Origin of the sequence: Flavobacterium tructae, assembly GCF_001853485.1 — a bacterium.
GTDB lineage: Bacteria > Bacteroidota > Bacteroidia > Flavobacteriales > Flavobacteriaceae > Flavobacterium > Flavobacterium tructae.
In genome coordinates, this window is the sequence record NZ_MIKE01000024.1 from 171029 (window position 1) to 197138 (window position 26110).

Consider the following 26110-nt stretch of genomic DNA (forward strand, 5'->3'; position numbering starts at 1 on the left):
TTGTTTAAAATGGTGTTTTATTAAATTCTATTTCCAAGCCTTTTTTGGCAGCTGTTACATTTTTTCCAGTCAACTCGTAAACTTCTTTTACAAATTGTTTTTCATTGGAATTACTGTCAGATAAGTGAATTAGGACAATATTATTAACTGCCGACAAATCATTCGCCGCCAACATGTCTTTGCAGTTTTCCAGCGAAAAGTGAGATCTTAAAATTCGATTTCTTAAAAACTCTTTCCCACTGTCAGCGCCGAACTTTCGATCTATTATTTCCTTTGAAAAATTGGCCTCAATGATAATATTGTTTAAACCGGGAAAGGTGTATTTGCAGTAATTTGTATCAGTTAAGAAAAGTACTTTACCACAATCCGGATGATCAATTAAAAAACCAAGCGGTTCAGCTGCATCATGTTGCACATCGAAAGCCATCACTTTAAAGCTACCTATCCTGACATTCTCTTTTGATGCAATTGTCATGGATCTGTGAAAATTATCTGGATTTAGAAACTGCGAAGTTTTAGCGCCAGTGTAAGTGGTAATCCCCAGTCCCATAACCTCATCAAATGATTTAGCGTGATCCTGATGTTCATGTGAAAGTAGACAGCCAACGACTTTACTAAAATCAAAATTGAGAGCTTTCTTTATATCCATAATATTCACACCACATTCAATAAGCAACGCTTCATTCTCGTTTTCGAGAATGTAAGCGTTGCCAATACTTCCTGTTGAAATAACTTTTAATTTCATTAGAAAGGTGGTTGGTTTTGTGCAGTTTCCTGTTCAAAATTAATTTCTGTGGAACTTGGGATTATTTCAGATGTAATTTCCTCAATAACAGCTTCCTCTACTTCATTAAAATTAAGAGACTCTTTATTTGCTTTAGTCTTAATCTCATGTTGAACGTCAATTTCTGTTTTATCTGTCATTAGTCCTTTATCACTAGATGATGAAGTCTCAATTTTTAAAGCTCTTGCAATAACTGTTTTTTCACACATTTGATCAGTAAATAATGTATGTGCTTTAGAATTTCCTTTCGCACCTCCCATTGACCAAGATGTTCTTATCTGAGTGATTGTCATAATCTCCGAATCGGAACTGCCATCGTTGTATGTAACAATTGCGTATGCACCAACGATTTTGGATAAGTCAATATTCTGCAGTTTTTGATCATGCTTAGTAATATTTTTTCTACCTGTGGAATAATCAACTTGATACTCAAAAATATCGTCAGAATAGACTGTTACAGCATTAACTTCTTTAACATTGGCTACACGTTTTGCAACTGTTATATCTCCAATATAAGATTGATCAAATTGCAATTTATTTCCATAAACAACAAAATATCCTTGCTTCTTAGAAACACTTAAACCACTTGTTACCATATCTAGGAAAGCATTTGCTATACTTTCTCTAGTACAAACTTCTAAAGCTGGATTCCCTGACCTATCTACAACTCCTGGCAACATAAGCCATGCTGCTCTAATTGCATTTTCAGGAACATAATCAGCAGGAAGAACTAATTCTCCTGTTGCTTGAATTTCTGCAACACGTGTAATAATGCTTGTAACTGTTGCTTCAGTAAATTTGTTGTTCTTTTTTTCTACAACTTGTGTGTTTTCTGTTGCCATGTTTAAATACTTAAAATTTCATTGATTAATTTTTCTTTTCTTTCAACTCTGTGATTATGAGAAATGGACGTTTCTTCTATATTTTGGTGTATTCTTAAAAAGTCGTTGCACCAGTGTTTTATCTCAAAAGCAACCATCTCAACTTTATTATCATGGTCTTGATTTGATTCTAAATATTTAGACGTTATCATTTTTAATCTTTCTAGACTTTCCATTATATATCGAATAAAAGTGGATTGATTATTAGTTTGGAACACTTTACAAATTGTAGATCGAAAGCCTCCGTTTGAATTTCTTTCTTGGTATTTTGATTATGTGGACAATTTGCTGTACAATCAAAACTTCCAATTTTAACTCCGACATTATCCTTACATTCTTCAAGAAGGATTCCGTCGGAGTCTCTTTTGACTTTATAGCCGTTCATTACGCAACACGTAAAGACTTGTCTGGTTCACTTACTACCAATCTAATTAATTGGCTATCTGTGCTTAAAATGTCGTGGATTGATTCGGCACCGTCAATAAAAATTGGAGCAGAAACTTGATAGAATTGACAAAGTGTAGAAATAATGTCTATTCCTGCATTTATTTTTGATGCTGTATTTGCATCTGAGAATGGAACTCCATTGACTAAAATTTCACAAGCCGGACTCTCGCCGCCGTTTACTTGGTCTTCAAACATTTTGAATTTCACAATTCTGAATTTTGAATTGACATTGTTTTCAATTGCAGTCATTTTGTCCTTTTCAAATTGCTCAATTAAAAACTGGGTTTTCTCAACATTAGCAATTTCCTGAGCTAATTTTGTTTCCTGATCTTTCAATTCTTTAATTCGGCCAGCAACTACATTGATTTGCTCTTCGTTTCTCAGATTGACTTTTATTGCTTCCATTTCTTGTAGAAGAACTCGTTTCTCTTCTTTCAATTGAGCATCATCAACTTTTGGCTCTTCTTGAATTGTTGCTTCAACATTCTGAAGTTCTGTTTTCTTACTGGTGTAAATTGCATTATCAAGAAGTAATTTATTGTAAACCTCTTCAATATTAACCGGAACAGCAGAATTCGCTTTTGCTCTTTCAGTATTTAAATTTGCTTCAATTGCTTCAACTTCACTTTTTAAATTTGTGATTAAAATTTCACCATTTGAAGATCTGGTTTTTAATGCTTCTAACTCAGATTCAAGATTCTCTTTTTGCGTTTTAAGAAGTCCTCCTTGACGATTAATTTCAGCAAGATTTGCTGTTTTATCACTTTGAAATTTAATAATCATTTCAGACTTTTTTGTTTCGATATCCGATTCTTCAAAGGCACGCTGACAAGTAGGACAACAGAAAGAATTTTCTTCAAAGCTTAATTCTTTTGCATTTTCGGTTGTCCATTCTGTTCGCTTAGCTGACATTTTAATTTCTAATGCTTCAATATCAGATTTCTTAGAAGCAATCAATCCATTCACTGTTATTAAAGCAGTTTCAGCTGTTGCAAGTTCTCCTTTCTTGGTTGTAAAGGAGGATTCCAACCCAGTCAAAACAGAAGTGTCAACTTTGTTCAAGTTATTTGCTTTAGATCTTGTCTCAGTTTCAATCTGTGAAATTTCCGATTTAAGATTTGATGCTGTACGTTTAGCTCCTTCATTACTTTGTAAGACTGCATTTAAAGCTTCCGATTTATTTGAAATCAACACTTCTTTTTGATCAAGTAGGTTTTGTTTTGCTTCAAGCAAGTTTTTAAGATTCTGAAAATCGAATCCTTGCGGTTTAGTTTTAGATATTTCATCAATCCGCGTTGGAATCTCCTTTAATTCTTTTTTCTGCTTTTCAACGGAAGCTTTGATTTGCTTTAAATATTCTGACAATGTTTTATCTTGTGTCAGATTAGCTAAAAGCTTTTCGTACTCAGGATTCCCTGCAGCAATTTGTTCATCAGTAAACTCTCCCGCCATCTGAGTAATAATACCACGGCGGTCTTGCCACTTCATTATATTAAGAGCATAAGGATTTGTAATTAATTTGAAAATGGTTTCATCCATTATGCTGCTAACTTTTCCTTGAAACTCTTTCTGCTGCATTGGAACTTCATTCCAGAAATAAACAGTTTCGTTTCCAGTGTACTCAGCAACCTCAGAACCTTTTTTCTTTTGCCACTTTTCTTTATATACTTTTTTAAGAGATATAGAATCTCCATTTATTTCAAAGAAACCTTCAACTTCATGGTCCTGTCTGTTCAATGAAGTGTCAACTGTATTTTTAATACTGAAATCTTTTTTCTCTTCTGCATTTTTATTGAAAAGCAGCCATAAAAAAGCATCATAAATTGTTGATTTTCCGGTACCGTTCGCGCCATAAATATTTGTATTATGATTAAATGAAACTGCAAGTTTCAATATTCCTTTAAAGTTTGTCAGGTTAATACCTTTTATTTTAATTGTTTTCATTTGATTTTGCTTTGATAGTTATTTTTTTAAATGATCTTATAGTTTCTACAGTACACAGACGATTTGAACGTTGAATTATATGTCCGAATGTGTTCCGTTTTTCTGGCAATGGATGGCCATTAGTGTCAACCAGCTCCAGTGTGTGAATACCAGATTCCCGGATAGTCTTTACCTTCAAAAACAATCCAGATGGCGTTTTGAAGGTTTGGTTTTTCTTTAACTCCATATCCTAACAAGTAAAAGGTGGATATGAATGATTTTGATGATCTTTAAACATTTCATCAAACTGTGGCACTTGAAATTTCCAAGCCAAGCCCAGAATATTTTCAGATTCTAAAGCATCATCTATGCTTTCATCAAATGCTTTTTTTAGACACTTGCCTAAAAGTTCTTTAGTTTTGTTATTGGACAATGTGGTATTACAAAACCTTTGTACTAAATTTGCACTCATAATTAATTTGATTTTAGGATTCGAGGTCCGATTATTAAATTCTAATAAAAGCCACTTGTCAGAGTGGCTTTTTCATTTTGTCAAACTACCTAATAAGGAAATACGAGCCTTATCAGATAGTTTGTGTTCACCCTTCCGGGTCCGCTCTAAAGATGCTCCCAACACCTCTAAAGCAGAAGTCGCCTCACTTTCGATTTGTGCAGCTATATTGTAGTTCTGCATGGCCAGTGCCTGCATTTCTTTTGATGATTCTAACTGTCGTCTATAGAATCTTATCTGATCTTGTTTTTTCATCACCAATTGATTTTTTTAATGATGTAGTAGATCAAGTTTATAATTCCGAGAAAAATTATAAGAGCAATAAAAAACAGAATCATATCATCAATTGATATCAGTTTATTCATTTGTCAATTCCTCTTTCAGTTTCCCCGTATGCTTCGCGATAATTTCCAAAACCATAGGTAAACTAAATCTTGGAGACTTTCTTTTTGCACCCTCGTAAACAGAACTCACTTCAATAATAAGTGCATCTGCTATTTTTTTACGTAATGGAATATCGTTTCGGATGATAGTATAGATTTCATCCTTAAGCCTTTTCTTTTTATTCCCTTTTTTAGTTGTTGCCATATCTTTCGCATTTTAGTTTTGTGTTTTTTAATCTCCATTATATCGGCCTAATCCGTAGTAGGCAGCAGCACCTGAAATTTAGAATAGATTAGTCCCCCTAACCGGTATCGATCCGATTGACCATCCTCTGTAAGGGCATGTGACAGGTATTTTCGCCCCTCGTGGCGATTCGTTTAAACTTACATATCCTTGCACCGCCCACATTTTAAGATGTATGAAAGGAGTTCCACCTATTAGCGATTTACACGTAAATCGTTTTCTACATTGCCCTGCCGTTATTCGTCAGATATTTATTATTTAAACTCCAATATTTCAAAGAACTTTTTTTAGTACATTTGCACGGGTCATTTGTACAGAGCAAATATACATAACTTGTTATGTATTTACAAAACTAATTATGTAGTTTTTACATAACTTGTTGTTAATTTATAATAGTTCTAAATAAAATGGAGTTAAAAGAGATCATTGATTTAATAAAAAAACATAACATAACAGCCTATGAAATAGCTAAAAACACGCTATTAACAGAGGTTGGAATAAATAAAATTCTAAATGGTAGTTCACAAAACCCCAGAAAGTCAACATTAAAGATGTTGGAAGAGTTTTTAATTAATTACCCTAACAACGGAAACAACATTACCCAACAAAACATAACAAGTAACGCAAACAACCTTTTATTTTCAACTAATGTTATGCATGTACCATTAGTTAATCAATACGCATACGCAGGCTATATGAATGGTTTTAATGACCCAGAATTTATTGAAGAATTACCTAAAATTCCGTTTATCGTTGAAAAAGAGCACAAAGGAGAATACATGTGCTTTGAAGTAAAAGGCGATAGTATGGATAATGGAACACACGAAAGTTATTTAGAGCGAGATATCCTATTGTGCCGAAATGTGAGAAGAGACTTCTGGAAAAGTAAACTGCATATTGATAAATGGGATTTTGTTATAATTGACAAAAACAGTGGAATTTGTGTAAAGCGAATTATCAAACATGATGTAGAAAATGGCATAATTACTTGTCATTCCCTGAATGATTACTACGAAGATTTCGATATTGATCTAAGAAACGTTTCCAAAATATTCAATATTGTTGATATTCAGAGAAAAAGAAATAGAAGATAGTTACGGATTTCCGTAAAACACAAAACTCGATATTAATTAAGTTCGGACAAAAAACAATTTACTATGAAACAATTTTATTTATTAGCTTTTATCATTACTTCATCTGTAATATACAGTCAAGAAATTGCTACAACTGAAAGTGGTAAAAAAGTACAACTAAATAAAAACGGCACGTATAAATATTTAAGCAGTTCAAAAAATATTGAAAGCACCGTACTTAAAGAAACTGATTTTATTAAAACTGAAGAATACGTAAAATTTAAAAATCAGGAAATTTATGTTTTAAATGGAGATGAAAAACCTGTTTTAACTAGTTTTTCATTTGGCAGCGACTTTAACCGATTTTCATCATTATCCATAGAACAAATAAACTCAATGATTTCTACAGCCAACATTAAGACTATGTTCCAGATGAAAAATAGAAGAACATACGTTCCTAAAAAAATTTCATTCTTTTTTGTTGAAAAAGATTCAACCTGGATGATAAATATTTCTTATATAGCAAGCAACGATTATGGGGGGCAAAAAGATGGTTCTGCTTATTCAACTTTCACAGATATTGGCGCATTCAAAGATTTAATGATACTTTAAATAAAAATTTCGGGGGAATAACATAAAAACAATGATTGAAAGGATAGAAAAACTAGAAGAAGAACTTAAAGTAATTCGATATGCTTATGAACAAAACACTCTATTTCTTGAGAACGATAGTAAAAATATGGAAGAGCTAATATTGTTCAATCAAACAATATTGGAGTTTATGAAAGAAACAGATGAAAGAATAAAAAGTCTTCAAGATGCTTTTGTCATTAGTACTACGAATACAGAATTACATTTCAATCTAATCGAATCTCAAGGAAGAACAATTAAAACAATACTTGAAACTTTACAGATAATGCAAAAAAGATGAATAAAATTGATCAAAGAATTCTGAGGTTAATGGATGTTCTGCTTTTTCAAAAAGTGATATCTACTATTGGGAATTTTTGTGACGTAATTGGAATGAAACAGCAGACTATCTCGAAGATTAAAAAAGGCGTTGCACATTTCACTGTTTCCCATATTGAAACAATTTGCCAAAAATTTAACGTCAATGCAAACTGGATCTTTGGTCGCGAAAAAAACGTTTTCAATATCGTTGGAAGTATTGAAATAACAGACATTTAAACAAAAAACAAACCGGCAATGTAAGCCGACAATATAAACAAAAATAAATACTAATTTTTGCACTTTTCGTATGTGAAAAGCATTGTGTTTACTGGGGCGATATAATTTTGAAGGAAAGGGGTTTGGTTTCATAACCCTGAGGTCACGGGTTCAACTCCCGTCCTCGCTACAAAAAACAAACCCCTAATCATCAATTGATTAGGGGTTTTTATTTAAATTTACACCCTCTCTAACCAGCTAATTAGAATGAGGAAATTAAAAAAAAGCAACTGAAATTCGAACAATGTAAACAATACGACAGCGGACTTCAGACTTTGTACTTCTTCTTTTTTATAAGAAAAGTATGCGGACAGGTCAGAATAGTATTTTATAAGCTAAATCATTTATAAAAACATGGATATAGTTAAATTTAAAATCACGTCAAAAACGATAAAAGTAGAAGTACGCAATTCGAATAACTACGTTTTTAATTTCAACACGGCTTTAGAGATTGAAAAAGAAGACAGAGAGGTTTTATTAAGACTTTACAATGCGTTGGACCTTCTTTTTAAAAAAGAAACTCATCCTGAGATTAAAAACTATATTTCACCTAATCAAACTAACATTTTGGATCAGATTTCTGCTGCGGATAATCTGGAGCAGGAAAAATAAACCATCGTTAGTTTATCATTGAAAATTTATTTTCTAAAAAAGAGAAAGTCTCCACACCATGAGATTTTCTCTTTTTTTTGTTTTTTTGTTAGATTCCAAACAACTTCAGAACATCCAAATTCTAATCTCCAGCTTTTGTTCTTCAAAAAACAACTTCTCTAAAACCTTAATCTGAGGCTTACACTGTCTTTTTACGAGACTAAAATCAAAAACTTACTTCAAAATCCAAACTAAAATCAGGTATTTCTACTTAGTGAATTAATCTATTAAAAAACGATTTTTGTTCCAAATTACGTGAAACCGTAAGTTATTCTCTGAAAACTGATATAACTTAGCGTATTAAAAAGAATAAAAATCACAAAAAGAAAACTATAATACTTAACCATAAAATAAAAACCAAAAAAACGAACCATGGAAAAACTTTGGTGTTGGCGTTGCAAAACAGAAGTTCCTATGTTACATACAGAAGAATATCAAATTGCAACTAAACTCTATCGTAATGGCTTTGAACATGGAAAATGTAATATGACCAGAACAGAGCGATTCAGTGAACTTCTAAATTACTATAAAGAACTAACCGGATTTAAAGAAACCAATCCCAATGCTATTATGCATCATCGAATTGATCTTTACGGTCCGCCTTGCGAATGTTGTTCTAAACCTTACCGAACTCCTCAGGCAAAATTTTGTGCGGCCTGCGGACACAAAAGAACAGCAACAGTAACCAACAGCAATCACACCTTTACAGAGGAGGAACAAAAATGGTGGCAAAAACTATTGGAATCAAACACCTTTAGTCAGCCAGTGCTTGCGGTTAGTGCTTTAATTGCAAAACTGGATTTAAATTTATAAAAATCAAAAAAACGAAATCAATCCTGGAATCCATTTTTAGTTGTACTAAAAGTGGATTTTCTGCTTTCAGGAATATACCGCTGTTTTTTTAATGTAAAAAATGCGTTAAAATAGCTTTCGGACAACAATTCTTCGACAATTAAAAATACTTTTGTGAGAACGAAAACACACATTGGTATGGATTCCGAAAAATTCATCTTCTGCCTTGAAGGTGTTCCTGACATCGAAAACAATTTTGTTACCCAGGTAGTAAAAAACCTGGAAGAAATCGCTATTGATCAGGGTATCGCCAGTATTTACAAAACTTGCGATACCATTGAAGGCTTAGAAGAAAGTCTGAATGTTTTACTTTATGAAGATCACAATTTTAAAGATTACGAAATTATTTATTTGGTAATGCCAGGCGGCCCCAACAATATCTGCCTGCATGATTACTATTATAGTCTGGAAGAAATCGCAGAACTTTTTGAAGGAAAAATGAAAGGAAAAATTATTCATTTTGCCAATTTAAAAGTACTTGATTTAAACGACGAAGAAGCGCAGTACTTTTTAGACATTACCGGTGCACGGGCGATTTCGGGTTACGGCTCTACTTATAATAAGATAGCGAGCTGTAGTACCATCGACAAAGCTTTTTTTAGCCTGTATCAGGAAAATGACGACATTACTGAAGTGGTGGAAGAACTTTATCAAAAACATTATGCTCTTTGCAAATTACTTGATTTTAGACTGTATTATTAAATTATGAAAAGCAATGCCAACGGAGAGATAAAAACCTATGGCGCGAAAGTGTTTCGTGAAAAATTTCTGGGACAGGAAAATCCAATGCATTTATTGTTTAAATCCAGCTCTGACCATTTTTTTTGTCTGGAAATGGAAGAAATGATGCAGCTTCGTTACGCTGTTCCTCCTTCAAAACACAGTTGTCATACTATACTTTTTGTGACTTCCGGAGTTCATGTTGCAAAGGTTGGTTTCGAAGAATACCAAACCAATCCAAATGAAATGCTTATTGTTCCGGCCGGGCAGATTTTCTCTATTGAGCATATTAACACGAAACATATTGGTTTTATTTGCCAGTTTCATCCGGATGTTTTGATCGGCAAATATGGCAACAGTGAAATGCTAAATGATTTCGACTTTCTTAAAATTGGAGGAAATCCAAAAATTATAATCTCTCCGGACAACTTCCATTTTATAGTGAATCTCTTTAAGCGTTTACAGGCTGCTTATCTTGAAACTGAAATCGATAATGCTGATATCGTTCAGTCTTATTTAATGGCTTTGTTCTTTGAGATGAATAAAAATGCTCCCAAAACATCTAAAAGCAATACAGCCGCAGCTGTTATTTTTGCTAAGTTCAAAAAACTCATTTACGCTAATATCAGGACGCATCATCAGGTAAATTATTACGCCTCTTTACTTAATGTTACCCCCAATCATTTAAACAAATCGGTCAAATCGGCAACCGGTAAGTCTGCGGTCAAATGGATTGATGAGACCATTTTAACAGAAGCAAAATACCTGCTGTACCAAACTACCTTTTCTGTAAGTGAAATCGCCATGCAGGTAGGACACGAGGATCATTCTTACTTTAGCCGTTTCTTTAAAAAACACGAAGGAATCACTCCTATTCAATATCGTAAATTGATTGATAAGTCCTAATTATTGCTTCCTGCATCCTATAAACTTGAAAAACGTTTATTGAAATTTGTTCCGTTAAAAAAAGCAAATTATGATTTACGTTTTCAAAACATCTGTTGACACACCATCAAAGCTGGAATTCGCAAGTGCATTACTTGATGAACTGATACCAAACGCGATATGGAATTTTGACCTTGAGGACTGCGATAATATTTTAAGAATTGACAGTGAGGCCGAAATAAATGAAAAGATTCTCAAGAATGCGATTTTCGATTGTGTCGAATTAGAATAAATTCAAAAAAGTATAGTATACAACACTTGTCTGTTTGTTAGAAAAGCTTGATTTAAATGGTCGGCAATTTTTTCCTCTATACCAAAAAAACAGGGATGCAAAACCAATTGCATCCCTGTTCCTTTTTAAACAACTTATAAACTAATTACTGTCTCCATTGCGGATCTCCTACTTTTTTATCAATTAACGTTTGATTTTTAAGAGTAAAGTTTCCTGTCGCACTATTCGTAAACTGAGGATCCAACGTTCCGTAAGTTCCCGAAGCATCATATTTTACCGCAGCAACACCGGCTGTATGTAATGCAGCCGAATTAAAATAGTTATTATTTAAGAAAGTAGGTGGTGTCGTTAAGGTCTGATTGGTATACATCGCTAATGGTGTTTCAAAAAGCGTGTTGCGAATTGTTGAAGCATTACTGGCAAAACGTACGTACAGAATTCTATTAGAAGCTGTCATCGCTTTATTTGAAATGGTACAGGCATCTACCAATACTGTAGTTGTTAAACCCGTCCCAGTAATGCCAGGTGCGTTATCAATACGAATAAAATCGCGACCTGTAGCACAATTGTTAAAAGTACTGTTTTTAAGGGTTAACGATCCCAAATGCGAGGTTCTAAAATCGATACAATCACCCTGTACCGTTAATATGTTAGTAACGACACTATTTTCAACTGTCACCGAAACAATTTTAGTACTACCTGTTGCCGTTTGTGTTATAAACGATTTCACAAAATCATGAACCTTACAACCACTAATTAAAAGTGCCCCATAAGCAGTACTTACTTCATTGTATTTTACAGCATCACTTTGAGTTTTGTCTCCATTGATATCCAAATCAATTAAACTAACGGATTTAGCTCCTGCGTTTAGCGTAAACTTATTATGAAGCAAAGGTTTATTATCGCTTCTTAGACCTCTAATCGTAATCGATTTATTCAAAATAATTTCACCAACAAAAACATTGTATTCTCCCGGCATCAATACCAATACTGCATCAGGATCTGCCGCTGCGATTTTTGCATTCAAATCATCCGTAGGTTTAACTAAAGTGGCTGTTCCAATGTCAATTCCTGTAGTAAAAGTAACCACTCCTCTCTTTTTGGTTCCGTTAAATAAAGTGGCAGTATAGGCCGTTTCTCCTGTAAATCCCGTAACTATCGCTGCACCGGCCGTTTTTTCGGCTGCTGTAATCGTGTGAGTAATTCCGCCCGGACCCGCAGTAATTTGGGTAACAGAACTGTTAGGCGTCCATCTTAACGTCACTTGTTTTGCTTCGATATCGGCAGGCTGCACAGGGAAGAAGATTTGCTCCGTTAATGTTGCTGCTGTTGTTACAGACCATTTCGAATCGGCAAGTCCTGAAGCACTGACTGCTTTTACTCTTATCGAATAAACCGTTTCTCCTTCTAACGCTACTTTTACCGGAAGTTCTTTTGCGGTAACATTAACCGTTTTGTAAATTGTTTTGAAATCCGGATCATCAGCACTGAATTCTACCGTATAATGATCAACATCTTCCTTAGCAGTCCAGTTTAGTTCGACCGTGGTTTGATTTTTCACTACCGCTTTTAGTTCGATTGGAGAAAATACTCTATTGGCTCCTATATCCTCCAGCACTGCTTCATTGTAACTTTCGCAACCGGCAATTACCAATAAAAACATAGCCAGCAGTCCTTTAAATATATATTTTGCGTTCATAATTCTTATTTGTTAATTGTTTTTAGTTTCCAAAAACCCAGTCATTGGCTAACTGTCCATTACTTCCGTCAATAAAAGTTTGCCAGATTGGCCAAAATTGTCTTTTATCAGGATTAACTCCGGCTTTGTATAGTGTGGTTATTTTGTTGTCATCCAGTTTATCCCAGCTTTTTGAGGTATAATCAGTACCCTGCGCCTGCGTTTCTCCACGGTTTAAACCATAAATCTCAAGTGTAGTATTATCTGCTTTGTATTTATAATAAAGTGTTGAAGGCACATTGGCATATTCATCACTGCGCGCTTTCAAACGGGCCATTTTAACTTTAGCTTCGTCTAATTTTGTTTTCAATAAATTCCAGCGAATCAGGGCAAACTTACGTTCCATTTCTCCGGTAAACTCATACTTATTCTCTTCAATAATACCGTTTAGCATGGCTTGCTTACTTGTCAGACCGTCTACATAAGCGTCTACTTTTACCGCCTGGTTTTGCGAAGCAAACGCTCTGCGGCGGATTTCTTTTAAGTAGACTGCGGCAGATCCCGGGCCTTCTAATTCATTTGCCGTTTCAGCAGCCATTAAAAGTACCTCGGCATAACGCATATAAATTTTATTTACCCCATCGTCATTTGGCGCCGAAACGATACGATTCATCCATTCGAAACGATATTTACCAAAATACCAGGTTTGTAAATCTGTAAGTTCTTGTTTGGACTTGCCGTTTACCGCAGCTCCCCATTTGTAAGGCACACAGGTAACATCTCTGCGGCTGTCGGCCTGATCGTAGTCATAAAAAACAAATGGCAACGGTCCGTTTACGCCGCCTTTATTAGTTCCCATCTGTTGAAACTGATCTGAAGCATCATGACGCACAGCAAAAGTAAACAGGACTCTGCCTCGTGTGGCTGCAAAAGGAATTTCCCAAAGCGATTCTCCTCCTGCTGTTGTACTTTCCTGATTGTATTTTCTCCATAAACCTTCAAAAGTCGGCTCTAAATGTGCAGAACCACTGGCAATTACAGAACGGCATTCGTCTAATGCCAGTTTGTACATCGTCCCTACTGAAAGTGCAGGATCTGTACTTCTTCTCACTCCGTCCGGATATTGCTGAAAACCACTGGACATCAAAGCCAAACGGGCTCTTAAACCTTTTACAAAAGCCTTGTTGATACGCTCTGTGCTTGTTGTAGCAGCAGTTTCATTAGGCCATGCTACTAAAGTTGAAGCTTCGCCTAAATCGGCAATTAACTGTTTGTAAATTTCGTCACGACTTGTTTTAGACACGTAGATTGTCGACGTAGAAACTGGTTCAAAACGGGCTGGAACATCGCCCCAGTTTCTGATCAGATCGGCATAATAAATGGCTCGTAAAGTCAGTGCTTCTCCTAACAACTGCCCCATCTCTGTATTCGGTAATGGATTGCCGTACTTGCGCAGACCTCTGATACACAAATTAGCACGTTCAATTCCTTCATACATCATGGCCCAGGCATTTTTTGGCGAATTCATTTCTGTATTATCCGATTTTGCATCATAAACTACCAGATCCGATTTGACATTATCACTTGAAGAAGTCAAAAGCCATTCTGTATCTGTATTTAGTCCTTGGTAAGCCAAAAGTCTTCCTCTATAAGATTGCTCTTCTCCAAACGAGACTTTTATTCCATCGACAGCACCCTGAGCTAATCCGGCAGTAGAAAAAATGAGTTGTTCGTCTAAGGTTGACTGTGCCGGTGTATCAAAATATTCCTCTCCGAAATCCTGACAAGAAGTCAACAAACCTGAGATTATCAATCCTGCTATTATTACTTTATATTTCATTTTGTGATACGTTTTAAATTAGAAATTAAGGTTTAAACCAAAAACCAACTGCCTGCTACGTGGATAAGCCGAATAATCTACTCCCGGTGTTAGCGGAGTTTTTCTTCTTGTTGACACTTCAGGATCCGGACCGGAGTAATTTGTAATTACAAACACATTCGTTGCTGTAAAATAGAATCTCAATTTACTTACTCCCAGCTTAGAGGTTAAGGCTTGCGGTGTACTATATCCTAAAGTCAGCGTATTCAACCTGAAGAACGAACCGTCTTCTACTGCCCAGTCTGTAAACATGAATTTTTGCATGTAAGGAGACCACATTGTAGTATTGGCATTTAACGCTTCTAAAGCTGTAGGATCTGTTACCAATTGTCCCGAAGCAGGATCTAAATTTGTCCATCTTTTGCCATCTGCCATCTCGGTGCTTAAATTCTTGTATTGCCCGTTTCGGTTTGCTGTTGAAAACTCGGCTTTATTGGCATTGTAAATATCATTACCAACGCTCCAGTTGAAAGCAGCAGAAAGATCAAAACCGTAAGCATTTGCATTAATAACCAAACCTCCGGTATGTTTAGGATTAGAATTTCCTATTACTTTTTGATCCGATGCTGTCACTTTATTATCAGCAGAACCATCTGTATTTTTCAGCTTCATCATCCCCGGCTGTAAAGCACCTACTACACTGCTTGCATCAACAACTCCCGCTTTTAAGGTGTACTTTCCTCCTGCATAATCAAAATCTGAAACTTCATAACGTCCGTCGCTTTGATACCCGTACATTAATCCCATTGGAGAACCTACATTTACCACATAATCATTCCCAACATCAGTAGACGCCCAATTGGTATTTGTGCCAAAATTATCCATTACTCCAAGAGAGTTGATTCGGTTTTTGTTCATTCCAACGTTCACAGAAAAGCTCAAACCATAATTTTTCTTTTCGATGGCTATAAAATTCAGGGTTGCTTCAAAACCGGTATTTTGTGTTTCACCCATATTTCTAAATTGGGTTTTGTAACCTGTACCTCCTACCGGAAATTCGATCAGTAAGTCCTTCGTAACATTTTTATACACATCAAAAGTTCCGTTCAGACGATTTTTGAAAAATCCGAAATCAAGACCAATATTTTGCGTTACAGTAGTCTCCCACTTCAATTCCGGATTTGCCAAAACACTCGATGGAGACCAATAGCTATCAAAACCGTTTATGAACCCGTTTGTACTGGACAAATAACTCTGAACGGTTTGCCCAACAGGAATGTTATTGTTACCCGCCTCACCATAACTAAGTCTTAGCTTTAAAAGGTTTAACCAGGAAGCATTTTTCAGGAAATCCTCCTCAGAAATTTTCCATGCTGCCGCTGCTGCCGGGAAATACCCCCAACGGTTGTTTCCTAAAAACCTGCTGGAACCGTCCGCACGAAAAGAAGCTGTTACTAAATAGCGATCTTTGAAATCATAATTTAAACGTCCGAAAAAGGACAGCAATTTATCATCCGCACTGTAAAAATTGTCCACTGAAAAAGGTGTTCCCTGTGTCGTTAATTTCTTAGCCTGATCTAAATCAAAAAATTTCGGATAATTTAAAATCGTCGTGGTTACGGTGTTTGAAGTTGTCGTAATCATCTCTTCTCCTAAAAGTGCCGTCAAATGATGATTGTCTCCCAAAATATTTTTAAAATCATAGTTTAAAGTATTGGCATTTCTGAAACGTACGTCTTTACGATCGCTCATGACCATACCTGGTTTTCCTGCACCTATTTTGGCTGTACTTGAAAAATAAGTAGAAGACCCATAAAAACGATAATCAGAATAGTTGGAATTGTCCAATCCTAAATCACTTTGAAATTTTAGATCTTTAGCCAGTTTCCAACCAAAGCTTCCCAATAAATTATAATTTTTTCGGAACTGCTGACGGTCATTGTCTGTTATTGCCAAAAATGGATTTACCAGATAACTGTTCACAGACTGATCATCATTATCAGTAGTTAATCCCGGCATTGGAATAGGCGCATAACCTACACTATGACGCAAACGGCTGTCTAATGATGAAGCCTGATTCTGATCGTTTGCACCGCCACCATTTATATCAGTATCAGAGTAACGTACTGTAAATCCAAGGTCTATTTTTTCGCTTGCTTTATTTTTTAAAGCCAATGAGAGGTTATTTCTTTTAAAATTCGAACCTGCCATAATTGCTTTTTCATCGTAATACGCATAGTTGAAGTTGTAACTAAGCTTTTCATTCCCTCCACGAATTCCTAAATCACGGCTATTTACTTCACCACGACGGCCGTAAATCTGCTTTTGCCAATCTGTTCCTTTTAAACCGTTATACAAATCACGATCCTGCCAGCTGCCAAAATACTTGGTATAGGAACTTGGATTGCTTAAAATCGTTTTATCCGTCTGATCCAATAAAGCATATTCGTATTGCCATTTTACAAAATCATCAACCGGAAGAACCTCGATTTCTTTGGCCATGGTTTTCATTCCGTAAAACATATTATAGCTCACAGCCATTTTTCCGTCTTTACCGGTTTTAGTTGTAATAATAATAACCCCGTTTGCTCCTCTTGATCCATAGATTGCAGTAGAAGAAGCATCTTTCAAAACCGTCATCGATTCAACATTAGAAGCCGCAATATCATTCATACTGTTTACCGGAAAACCATCTACAATAATTAATGGGGAAGCATCCTGTGTTAAAGACCCGCCTCCACGCACTCTGATTTTAATATCGGCATCCGGTGAACCTTCGCTTGAAGTAACCTGAACTCCGGCGATTCTCCCTGTTAAAGCTTCGGCTATATTAGAAACCGGAACTTTTTTCAGGTCATTTCCTGAAATGGAAGAAACTGCCCCTGTCAGATCCGATTTTTTAACGGTACCGTAACCTACCACAACCACTTCATTTAAAGCATTTGAATCTTCAATTAAAACAACATCAACTTTCGTTTTTCCGGCAGCATTGACTTCTTTGGTTTTAAAACCTATAAACGAATAGGTTACAACTGCTTTGGGATTGGTCAATTTTAATTTGTACCGTCCGTCAAAATCTGAGGAAGTTCCGTTTTTTGTTCCTTTCTCTAATATATTAACACCCGGCAATGTAAGTCCTGCAGCATCCTTAACGGTTCCTTCGAGTGTAATACTTTGCGCCTGCATTTGATTGCCGGCCAGTAAGCACAATAAGAAAACAACTGCAAAGCAACAATTTGCTCCTTTGTTAAATAAATCTTTAAAATTCATGGTTGATTGTTTAAGTTATTAATTGTTTGTTCTAAGTGGTTATTTCGTTTTTATTAGGTTCCCTCTTTTTTTAACTGATTATCAAAGCCTCACTTCTAAGACAACAGTTTCTTTTTTGAGTTGTTTTTGACCTTCCAAACAAGGTCATTTTTTTAGCCTTAAAAAAAGTTGTAATCGATTACACAAACTTAAATATTTTTTTGAGATAAAAAATTAAAAGTCATAAAAATTTCCCAAAATAAATGACATACCAAAAATAAAACCGCCTTTTTATATCACAAATGCAATTTAAGTTCGATATAAATAGTAAATATATTTTTATTTTTTTAGCGGACTACAGTGGTTTTACAAAAAAAACAATCGATTACAAGAAGGCTCTTTGCGATATTATCAACTTCTTTTTCCAGCTTTTTTTAATTGTTGTTTTTTCAAAAAAAATAACAAAAAACAGTATTCCTGTCACAAAAATTATCGCGTACGAAGTCAAGCTATCCCTGTAAAGACGCCATATTCTTACTAAAAAGAAAAACAACATACTACAACCCTGCTTAGGAGGAATCAAAAAACAATAAAAGACAAAAAAAAGAGTCTTTGAACCCGATAAGTTCAAAGACTCTTTTTTAATATAATTTGCAAACCTTAACGTTAGCTAACTTTTTACTGCTTACGCTTCTCTCCCATCGTCTAAATCTGACTACCAACAATAGGCTTTCGAGATTACTACAAAATCCTTACGCTTTTTGCAACTGCAAATTCCCTTTATGTTTCTGCATTAAAGCAAAAGTAATAACCATTCCGCTTAACGCCATAACCAAACCGATTAAATTTGGCGAAGCATAACTGTACCCTGCAGACAATGGCAAACCTCCCAAAAAGGCTCCCAACGCATTTCCAATATTAAAACTACCCTGCAGCGCTGCCGAAGCAATCATCTCAGCATCTTTAGCCGTTTTAATCATTAACATCTGAATTGGAGCAATCACTGAAAAAGAAACAGCCCCCGTTAAAAAAGTCAGAAACAAAGATACATATTGATTGAAGGAGAAAAAGTACACCATAATTAAATCAATTGCCATAACAAAAAGCAGCGCCAGTACAGTAGGTGCCGGAGAATATTTATCAGCCAGTTTACCTCCGGCAAAATTGCCCACCAGCATTCCTAAACCAGCTAAAATCAAAATATAAGACACATCCTCGGGCGCAAACTTAGAAACATTTGTCATTAGAGGCGCGATATAACTAATCCATGCAAAAAGACCTCCGAATCCAATGGCTGTAATTCCAATAATTAACCAGGCTTCTGTTTTCTTAAAGAACAATAACTGGGTTTTCATATTGACCGTTCCGCTCTTTTCCAGATTTGGCATCCATAACGAAATAAATAAAAACGTTAGCAGACCAACAGCGGCAATTAAAACAAAAGTATAACGCCAGATAAAGTTATGTCCTATATAAGTACCAATAGGCACACCTATTAAATTCGCCAGTGTCAAACCCGAAAACATAATGGCGATCGCCTGAGCTTCTTTGCCCTTATCGGCCAAACGGCTCGCTACCACAGCACCGACCCCAAAAAAAGCTCCGTGCGGTAATCCCGAAAGAAATCTTGAAGCGAATAGAAAATTATAGTCAGGGGCAATAATCGAAAGAGCATTAAATACCGTCAGCATCAAAGCCAAAATTAAAAGCATTTTTTTGGGTGCAAAATTTCTCCCCAGAATTACCAATAAAGGCGCACCAATGACAACACCAAGTGCATAAGCAGAGATTAAATATCCGGCAACCGGAATCGAAACTTTCATATCTGAAGCAATATCAGGCAGCAAACCCATCATGACAAATTCGGTAATTCCGATAGTCAAACCTCCTAATGAGAGTGCAATAAGACTTTTTTTCATTTGTTTGTAATAGAAAGGAATAGAATTTCTATGCTGCAAATTTAACACCGTTAAGCGGAAAATAAATTGTACATTTACGACATAAACTTGTAAATTTAAGTTATGCCTAAATTCAATCAGTTTGAAAAGCTTGTCATTCATGAGTTCGAAGATGACGTATTTCCCCATGTTCCGCACACTCATACCTATTATGAGATTATTTACATCAAAAAAGGCAACGGAATTCACCATCTTAACCACAACTTATTGCCTTATAAGTCTGGTGATCTCTTTGTGATTTCTCCGGAAGACGAGCATTATTTCGATATTAAAAAAAGAACGCGTTTTGTTTACATCAAGTTTACTGACAACTATTTTGATTCGAACAGGAATCTTTTTTGTGATGATTTACTGCTGAACACTCCGGAGGATTTTATGCGGAACAAGTTGCTGAAGGAAACCATTTTAAAACTAGACGATCCTTGTAAAACCATTTTAAAAAATACGATCGAAAACATTACTGCTTATAATTGTAAGACGGATGTTTCGAGCTCGCCAATTGTTTTTTATCAGATCCTTTCCATTTTTGGATTGATTAAAGAAACCATCCGCTGCATGAATCTGCAACTGAAATCGACTCCTATTGACAACGAACAAATCGCAACCTATATTCATCAAAACATTTACAACCCCAAATTGGTTCAGATTAAAGTTATTGCAGATCACTTTAATATTGCCCAAACTTATTTCAGCGCTTACTTTAAAAGAACTTTTGCCATAAGCTATCGTGAGTACATTCACAATCTGAGAACTACTTTAATCGAAAAGCGAATTCACAACAATCAGCTGCCCATTAAACAAATTGCTCATGAATTTGGTTTTACCGATGAAAGCCACCTTTCCAATTACTTTAAAAAAAGGAAAAACATGAAACCTACCGATTATAAAAAACTGTGAGTATTGAATTTCAAAAAACTAAAGAGTAAAAAAAAAAATACCTAAATTTGTAATTCTAAAACATTTTCGTTGACAGGAAAAATTTACATAGTGTTTCTAATCATGACCTTTGGCTTCTTACTGATGCCAAGTGAAGGTTATGCCTGCGGAAAAACGAACGCGAAAAATTCCTGCGAAAAGAAAGCGGTTTCAAAACACGAGACGGCTGATACTTCTCAAAAAAACTGTTGCAAAAAAGACAACGGCTCAAAAAATGATGAACACGGTTGTAACCGAAAATGTGATCATTCGGGCTGTACCCCATCCGGACTTCAATTCAGCTTAATGACAAAGAATGAATTTGAATTTGAAAAAAATCTGTTCAATTTCTCTCCGGAGAAAACAATACCTTACTACAAAAACATCAGTATTTCTGATGGTTTTACTTCTATTTGGTCACCCCCAAAAATAAAATAATTGTATTTCTGACAGCCAAAGTTACGCTTTGTAACGAAGCTTTTATTTCTCATAAAAAAAGTAACACACTGTGCATCAGATTATTTATGAGGCCGTAATTGGCAATAACAATCTTAAATTATTTAACTTAGAGGGAATTTAACGCTCTAATAAAATCAGATACAATGAAAAAATCAATTTTAACCATAGTAATAGTAATCTTAGTCGCTTTTTCTGCTAATATTATTCTGGCCACTTCCATAAAAAGAGAAACTACAACAATAGAAGTTGCCGATTCAAGTCAGTTACAAACCGTTTATGATGCTTATTTTACGGTAAAAGATGCCTTAATTAAAAGCGATGCCAAACTCACTTCGGCAAAAGCCAAAGATTTACTGGATGCCATCACAGCTATAAAAATGAACCAATTGAAGAGTGAAGAACACAACGCCTGGATGAAAGTCATGAAAAAAATAACGGCTGACGCTAAAAGTATTTCGGCTACCACAGATCTTAAAAAACAGCGCGAAACTTTCAAATCGCTCTCCAAAAACACTTACGAACTTATTAAAGTGTCAAAATCAGATCAGGCGGTATACAAACAACACTGCCCGATGGTCGATGCCGACTGGCTGAGCAAAGAAAAGACGATTAAAAATCCTTATTACGGTTCGTCAATGTTAACTTGCGGAAGTGTAGTAGAAACGATCAAGTAAATATGACACTCTGCATCAAAAACATGGTGTGCAGACGATGTATAATGGTTGTGGAGTCTGAGTTTAAAAAACTCGGACTCCATCCAATTTCTGTGGTATTAGGTGAAGTCAAACTACAGGACTCTATTTCCAAAAGTCAAAAGGAAGTACTGCTCAAAAGTTTACAGACACTGGGCTTTGATTTTATTGATGACAAAAAAAGCAAGACAGTTGAGCGCATAAAAAAGCTCATCGCTGACCTGATTCATTCTAAAAACAACGACCACAAAGTCAACTTGTCTGATCACTTAATTAAAAACCTCAGCCAGGATTACAGCACGCTAAGCAATTTATTCTCAGAGATTGAAAACACAACTATTGAAAAATACTTTATCAGCCAAAAAATAGAAAAAGTAAAGGAGCTGCTCCTTTATAATGAACTGTCGTTAAGTCAGATTGCAGATACTCTAAACTATAGTAATGTAGCACATTTGAGCAATCAATTCAAGAAAATCACAGGCTTTACTCCTACCGATTTTAAACAATTGAAGGATAAAAACCGCATTGATATTTAGAATTTGTAATCCATTTTCATTTATTCTAACCCGTAACTAAAAGAATTTGAAAGAATTTGTTTCTCGCAGATTCTGCAGATTGAGCAGATTTACATTTTAAAAATTTACTCCTAAATAATCTGTAAGATCTGTTCAAAATCTTTTAAAATCTGCGTGACAAAAAAATTACGGCCCCTATAAATGATTACGCCCTTAACATAAGCCCTTGCGAGCTTTGTGACTGGATATTTTTTAAAATCTTACAAATCATTCTCAAAATTGTACAATCCCCAAGTAAGCTTTACTTCGGAAATTTGCATTGTAATACTTAAAACATTGAAAAAATGACATTTACAGACCGAGGGGAAAATTACGACAATGGAACCTGAACCGAAATGGAGATCGAAAGTCCCCAAATAACGCAGGTAAAAATCAAGTTCGGTTTTAGTAATGGTAAACACTTTACGATTACGAAATCCAAACCTTAAAAAAATCAATATGAAATTACAGACTATTATACTCCTCTTTTTAATCACTTTTAGTACAAAAGCGCAAAAAGTGGTTCGTTACGATCTGCATGTCCGGGACACTATTGTGAATTTTTCCGGAAAAGAAAAAAGAGCTCTTACGGTCAACGGACAAATTCCGATGCCCACTCTGACTTTTACGGAAGGAGATATAGCAGAAATTTACGTACACAACGACTTAAAAAAAGAAAACACCGCACTGCACTGGCACGGATTGTTTCTACCGAATAAAGAAGACGGTGTTCCTTACTTAACCCAAATGCCCATAAAACCAGGAACAACGCACAAATACAGTTTTCCTATTATTCAAAATGGAACGTATTGGTACCACAGCCACTCGGGGTTACAGGAACAAATTGGTTTGTACGGTCTTTTTATCATCAATAAAAAGAAAGACGATCCAACTATCAGAAAAGGAATCGATGATTTACCGACAATTCCCGTTATTCTAAGCGAATGGACGGATCTGAAACCGGAAAATGTACAGCGAATGCTGCACAATGCTGACGATTGGTTCGCCATAAAAAAAGGAACGACACAAAGTTATGCCGAGGCCATTAAACAAGGTCACTTTGCAACAAAGGTAACCAACGAATGGAAACGTATGAATGCCATGGACGTTAGTGATATTTATTACGAAAAGTTTCTGATCAACGGTAAAAACGAACAACAGCTTTCACAATTTAAAGCAGGCGATAAAGTAAGACTGAGAATTGCAAACGGAGGCGCTTCTAGTTATTTCTGGCTAACCTACGGCGGTGGAAAAATAACTGTTGTAGCGAGTGACGGAAATGATGTTGAGCCCGTAGAAGTCGACCGTTTGATTATATCGGTTTCGGAAACCTATGATGTGGTGGTCACTATTCCTGAAGATAAAAAATCCTTTGCATTTTTGGCTACAGCCGAAGACAGAACCGGATCAGCTTCATTATTTTTAGGAGCAGGAACGAAACAGTCTGTCAACCATCTTCCGAAATTAAAATATTTCGAAGGAATGAAAATGATGAATGATATGATGAAAATGAACGGTGACATGAACGATATGGGCATGCAAATGTCGCTGAACAAAATGGATATGAATGCCGTTATGTATCCTGAGATTACCGGAGGTGGCGAGCCTATGAAAATGGAAGATCACTCCAATCACAACATGGAAGGCATGAACATGGCTACAGACACAACTGAAGTTGCCGGAATTACTACTCTGAATTACGGAATGCTGAAATCACCAACCATAACAACGCTGCCTAAAGATGCACCGGTAAAAGAACTACGCTTTGAGTTGTCCGGAAATATGAACCGTTATGTTTGGAGTTTAGACAATAAAGTTATTTCTGAAACCGATAAAATCCTGATCAAAAAAGGCGAAAATGTCCGAATCGTATTGTACAACGGATCAATGATGCGTCACCCCATGCATTTACACGGACATGATTTTAGAATTTTGAACGAACATGGCGATTACTCTCCGTTAAAAAATGTGATTGACATTATGCCGATGGAAACCGATACCATCGAATTTCAGGCCAATGCCGAAGGAGACTGGTTTTTTCATTGTCATATCCTGTACCACATGATGGCCGGAATGGGACGTATTTTTACTTATGAGAATCAGGCACCCAATCCGCTAATTCACGATAAAAAAATGGCCGATAAGATGTTAAAGATGGACGATCGTATGTTTCATTTTAGAGCCGAAAATGACTTTGCCTCTAACGGAAATGACGGAGAAGCTCTTTTAAGCAGTACGCGTTGGAGTATTGGTACCGAATGGAGATTAGGTTATAACAACAAAAACGGTTTCGAAACAGAGACTCATATTGGCCGCTACATAGGCAAAATGCAATGGTTTATGCCTTTCATCGGTTTTGACTGGCGTTACAGAAAAATGGGAATTGACGAACAAGAACAAAATATGTTCGGACAAAAGAATACCAAAGACAATCGTTCGGTTCTAAGCGCCGGTATTGAGTATACCTTGCCTATGCTGGTAAAGGCACAAGTTGAGGTTTTCACTGATGGAAATGTCCGAATTCAGTTTGAACGAAAAGACATTCCTCTTGCCAGACGCTTACGTATGAATTTGATGTGGAATACAGATAAGGAGTATATGGCCGGTTTGAAATACATCGTTGGAAGAAACTTTGGAATCACAACGCATTATGACAGTGATATGGGAGTTGGTTTTGGAGTAAATCTGAATTATTAAACAAATCGGCGTATTTATTTTTATCCAAATTTATAACATTAAAGCGCTATAATAACCTTCTCTTTATGCCCCATTTTAAAATGAATTATTACAAAAACATTAACTAAACCGTAAGAGTTAACTTTAGAAAGTCTTTCTATATTTGAATTTCTATCTTCAATTAAAAAACAAAATCGTAAAACCTTAAATTAAACAAAAATGAAAAACTTATTTGCCGTTTTAGCTGTTGCTTTATTTACAATTGGTGTTCAGGCTCAAGACACTAAACCAGCTCCAAAAAAAGAAAAAGCTAAAAAAGAATCCTGCTGTAAAAAAATGGATAATGCGAAAACAGACACTGCAAAGACAGATACTGCAAAAACAGATAAGAAATCTTGTTGCGCTAAAAAATAAACGAAACTTAATTTCCACAAAAAAGAGGCTGTTATTAGCCTCTTTTTTTGTTTCCCGTCATTTCGATTAAGATCAACGATAACAGAAAAAAATCTGCGAAATCCGTTAAATCTCTGTGTAAAAATATGCCCCAACCAAAGGGAACGCGTAAAGCAATTGTCACAAACTACATTCGACATTCATCATTTGACTTTAAATTGCATACTAATTCATGACCAAATGCCTGTCTCTATTCCCTTGACCAAGCTCTAAATTTCATCAAAGGCCATCATTGCTCCTCCCAGATATCTGAACATTTGCAAAAAATAATTTGCGAAATCACTTCGTGCGTTCCCTTTGGCGGAATTTGGCGAAAAAATTATTTAATACGAACGCTCCACTCAAAGTCCATTTCTGAAACCTGAGTACCACTTTCGTCTGTTCCAATTGATTTCATCCAGAAGGTTTGTCCTTCACCGGTTTTGATTGTCTCTTTTATTGCATCGGCGATTAAGTGTCCGTCATTACAAACAAATGTTATCCTTCCTGTCGCCTTTTTGGTAAAGTTCCCTTTATTATTTGCGACTAACATCGAAATCTTTTTCCCGCTTTGTTGAATCTGAGAGATTACCAATGCTCCGGTAGTTAACTCTGCTGCCATTGCCTGAACGGCAAAATACATCGAATTGAACGGATTTTGATTGATCCATCGGTGCTTAACACTTACGACACATCTGTCTTTGTCGATTGCCTTTACACGCACACCACAAATGTAGGCCGACGGCAGTTTGAATAATACAAATTTATTGAGTTTGGAAACGGATAATGCCATGGTATTTATTTT

General features: G+C 35.7%; 28 protein-coding genes. 16 read left to right on the plus strand and 12 right to left on the minus strand.

Translation table 11 applies throughout. The features are described 5' to 3' along the window. Positions 1-4 precede the first annotated feature (4 nt). From BHE19_RS14405 to BHE19_RS14425, 4 genes are all read right to left on the minus strand, one after another. Positions 5-745: an MBL fold metallo-hydrolase gene (locus BHE19_RS14405; RefSeq protein ID WP_070907730.1), complete on the minus strand. Its 741-nt coding sequence runs from the start codon at positions 743-745 to the stop codon at positions 5-7. After that, a complete protein-coding gene (locus tag BHE19_RS14410; RefSeq protein WP_070907731.1) occupies positions 745-1626 on the minus strand; it encodes a recombinase RecT in 882 nt (293 codons plus the stop codon). The genes BHE19_RS14405 and BHE19_RS14410 overlap by 1 nt, the downstream gene beginning before the upstream one ends. Before the next feature lie 2 nt (positions 1627-1628). Next, complete coding sequence (locus BHE19_RS14415) at positions 1629-1841, minus strand: hypothetical protein (protein WP_070907732.1); 213 nt, start codon at positions 1839-1841, stop codon at positions 1629-1631. Between the two features lie 208 nt (positions 1842-2049). After that, positions 2050-4056, minus strand: a complete 2007-nt coding sequence (locus tag BHE19_RS14425) for an AAA family ATPase (protein WP_070907734.1) — start codon at positions 4054-4056, stop codon at positions 2050-2052. A gap of 79 nt (positions 4057-4135) precedes the next feature. On the opposite strand from BHE19_RS14425, the gene BHE19_RS22815 reads away from it, so the two are divergent. After that, a complete protein-coding gene (locus tag BHE19_RS22815) occupies positions 4136-4276 on the plus strand; it encodes a hypothetical protein (RefSeq protein WP_165607930.1) in 141 nt (46 codons plus the stop codon). A gap of 9 nt (positions 4277-4285) precedes the next feature. Here BHE19_RS22815 and BHE19_RS14430 read toward each other — a convergent pair whose 3' ends face one another. From BHE19_RS14430 to BHE19_RS14440, 3 genes are all read right to left on the minus strand, one after another. Continuing rightward, positions 4286-4507, minus strand: coding sequence for a hypothetical protein (locus BHE19_RS14430; protein ID WP_070907735.1), 222 nt, complete (start codon positions 4505-4507; stop codon positions 4286-4288). 72 nt (positions 4508-4579) lie between these two features. Next, positions 4580-4801 carry a hypothetical protein gene (locus BHE19_RS14435; protein WP_070907736.1) on the minus strand — a complete coding sequence of 74 codons (222 nt, stop codon included), beginning with the start codon at positions 4799-4801 and terminating at the stop codon, positions 4580-4582. 102 nt (positions 4802-4903) lie between these two features. Continuing rightward, positions 4904-5134 (minus strand): hypothetical protein, encoded by a 231-nt coding sequence (locus tag BHE19_RS14440; protein ID WP_070907737.1) that lies wholly within the window; start codon positions 5132-5134, stop codon positions 4904-4906. Positions 5135-5580: 446 nt separating this feature from the next. On the opposite strand from BHE19_RS14440, the gene BHE19_RS14445 reads away from it, so the two are divergent. The 9 genes from BHE19_RS14445 (at position 5581) to BHE19_RS14490 (ending at position 10873) form a co-directional block, all read left to right on the plus strand. Then, a complete protein-coding gene (locus BHE19_RS14445) occupies positions 5581-6267 on the plus strand; it encodes a LexA family transcriptional regulator (RefSeq protein ID WP_070907738.1) in 687 nt (228 codons plus the stop codon). A 63-nt stretch (positions 6268-6330) separates the two neighbouring features. Then, positions 6331-6858 carry a hypothetical protein gene (locus BHE19_RS14450; protein WP_070907739.1) on the plus strand — a complete coding sequence of 176 codons (528 nt, stop codon included), beginning with the start codon at positions 6331-6333 and terminating at the stop codon, positions 6856-6858. A 31-nt stretch (positions 6859-6889) separates the two neighbouring features. After that, complete coding sequence (locus BHE19_RS14455) at positions 6890-7177, plus strand: hypothetical protein (RefSeq protein ID WP_070907740.1); 288 nt, start codon at positions 6890-6892, stop codon at positions 7175-7177. Continuing rightward, positions 7174-7434 (plus strand): helix-turn-helix domain-containing protein, encoded by a 261-nt coding sequence (locus tag BHE19_RS14460; RefSeq protein ID WP_070907741.1) that lies wholly within the window; start codon positions 7174-7176, stop codon positions 7432-7434. The genes BHE19_RS14455 and BHE19_RS14460 overlap by 4 nt, the downstream gene beginning before the upstream one ends. 393 nt (positions 7435-7827) lie before the next feature. Next, on the plus strand, positions 7828-8085 hold the full coding sequence (locus tag BHE19_RS14465; RefSeq protein ID WP_017498092.1) for a hypothetical protein: 258 nt from the start codon (positions 7828-7830) through the stop codon (positions 8083-8085). A 453-nt stretch (positions 8086-8538) separates the two neighbouring features. Next, entirely contained in the window at positions 8539-8937 is a 399-nt protein-coding gene (locus tag BHE19_RS22910) for a hypothetical protein (protein WP_207544129.1), read from the plus strand. Between the two features lie 177 nt (positions 8938-9114). Continuing rightward, positions 9115-9678: a DUF6642 family protein gene (locus BHE19_RS14480; RefSeq protein WP_017498088.1), complete on the plus strand. Its 564-nt coding sequence runs from the start codon at positions 9115-9117 to the stop codon at positions 9676-9678. Positions 9679-9681: 3 nt separating this feature from the next. Next, positions 9682-10602 (plus strand): helix-turn-helix domain-containing protein, encoded by a 921-nt coding sequence (locus BHE19_RS14485; RefSeq protein ID WP_070907743.1) that lies wholly within the window; start codon positions 9682-9684, stop codon positions 10600-10602. Positions 10603-10672: 70 nt separating this feature from the next. Then, positions 10673-10873 carry a hypothetical protein gene (locus BHE19_RS14490; RefSeq protein ID WP_070907744.1) on the plus strand — a complete coding sequence of 67 codons (201 nt, stop codon included), beginning with the start codon at positions 10673-10675 and terminating at the stop codon, positions 10871-10873. A 145-nt stretch (positions 10874-11018) separates the two neighbouring features. Here BHE19_RS14490 and BHE19_RS14495 read toward each other — a convergent pair whose 3' ends face one another. The 4 genes from BHE19_RS14495 to BHE19_RS14515 form a co-directional block, all read right to left on the minus strand. Further along, complete coding sequence (locus BHE19_RS14495; RefSeq protein WP_070907745.1) at positions 11019-12572, minus strand: DUF4957 domain-containing protein; 1554 nt, start codon at positions 12570-12572, stop codon at positions 11019-11021. Between the two features lie 22 nt (positions 12573-12594). Next, on the minus strand, positions 12595-14391 hold the full coding sequence (locus BHE19_RS14500) for a RagB/SusD family nutrient uptake outer membrane protein (protein ID WP_070907746.1): 1797 nt from the start codon (positions 14389-14391) through the stop codon (positions 12595-12597). Positions 14392-14409: 18 nt separating this feature from the next. Further along, positions 14410-17640 (minus strand): SusC/RagA family TonB-linked outer membrane protein, encoded by a 3231-nt coding sequence (locus tag BHE19_RS14505; RefSeq protein ID WP_070907747.1) that lies wholly within the window; start codon positions 17638-17640, stop codon positions 14410-14412. A 731-nt stretch (positions 17641-18371) separates the two neighbouring features. After that, the gene (locus BHE19_RS14515) at positions 18372-19538 is read right to left on the minus strand and encodes an MFS transporter (protein WP_070907955.1); all 1167 of its coding nucleotides are present in this window, start codon (positions 19536-19538) and stop codon (positions 18372-18374) included. 102 nt (positions 19539-19640) lie between these two features. Here BHE19_RS14515 and BHE19_RS14520 point away from each other — a divergent pair, with 102 nt between their 5' ends. The 6 genes from BHE19_RS14520 (at position 19641) to BHE19_RS14545 (ending at position 25287) form a co-directional block, all read left to right on the plus strand. Beyond that, on the plus strand, positions 19641-20474 hold the full coding sequence (locus BHE19_RS14520) for an AraC family transcriptional regulator (RefSeq protein WP_070907749.1): 834 nt from the start codon (positions 19641-19643) through the stop codon (positions 20472-20474). Positions 20475-20543: 69 nt separating this feature from the next. Next, a complete protein-coding gene (locus BHE19_RS14525) occupies positions 20544-20930 on the plus strand; it encodes a hypothetical protein (RefSeq protein ID WP_233431381.1) in 387 nt (128 codons plus the stop codon). A gap of 164 nt (positions 20931-21094) precedes the next feature. After that, on the plus strand, positions 21095-21625 hold the full coding sequence (locus tag BHE19_RS14530; protein WP_070907751.1) for a DUF3347 domain-containing protein: 531 nt from the start codon (positions 21095-21097) through the stop codon (positions 21623-21625). Positions 21626-21669: 44 nt separating this feature from the next. Continuing rightward, on the plus strand, positions 21670-22179 hold the full coding sequence (locus BHE19_RS14535; protein WP_394332183.1) for a helix-turn-helix domain-containing protein: 510 nt from the start codon (positions 21670-21672) through the stop codon (positions 22177-22179). Positions 22180-22656: 477 nt separating this feature from the next. After that, positions 22657-24894, plus strand: a complete 2238-nt coding sequence (locus BHE19_RS14540) for a multicopper oxidase family protein (protein WP_083342556.1) — start codon at positions 22657-22659, stop codon at positions 24892-24894. 198 nt (positions 24895-25092) lie between these two features. Beyond that, positions 25093-25287, plus strand: a complete 195-nt coding sequence (locus BHE19_RS14545) for a hypothetical protein (RefSeq protein ID WP_070907754.1) — start codon at positions 25093-25095, stop codon at positions 25285-25287. A 358-nt stretch (positions 25288-25645) separates the two neighbouring features. On the opposite strand, the gene BHE19_RS14550 is transcribed toward BHE19_RS14545, so the two are convergent. Further along, positions 25646-26098 carry a DUF4442 domain-containing protein gene (locus tag BHE19_RS14550; RefSeq protein ID WP_070907755.1) on the minus strand — a complete coding sequence of 151 codons (453 nt, stop codon included), beginning with the start codon at positions 26096-26098 and terminating at the stop codon, positions 25646-25648. Positions 26099-26110 lie beyond the last annotated feature (12 nt).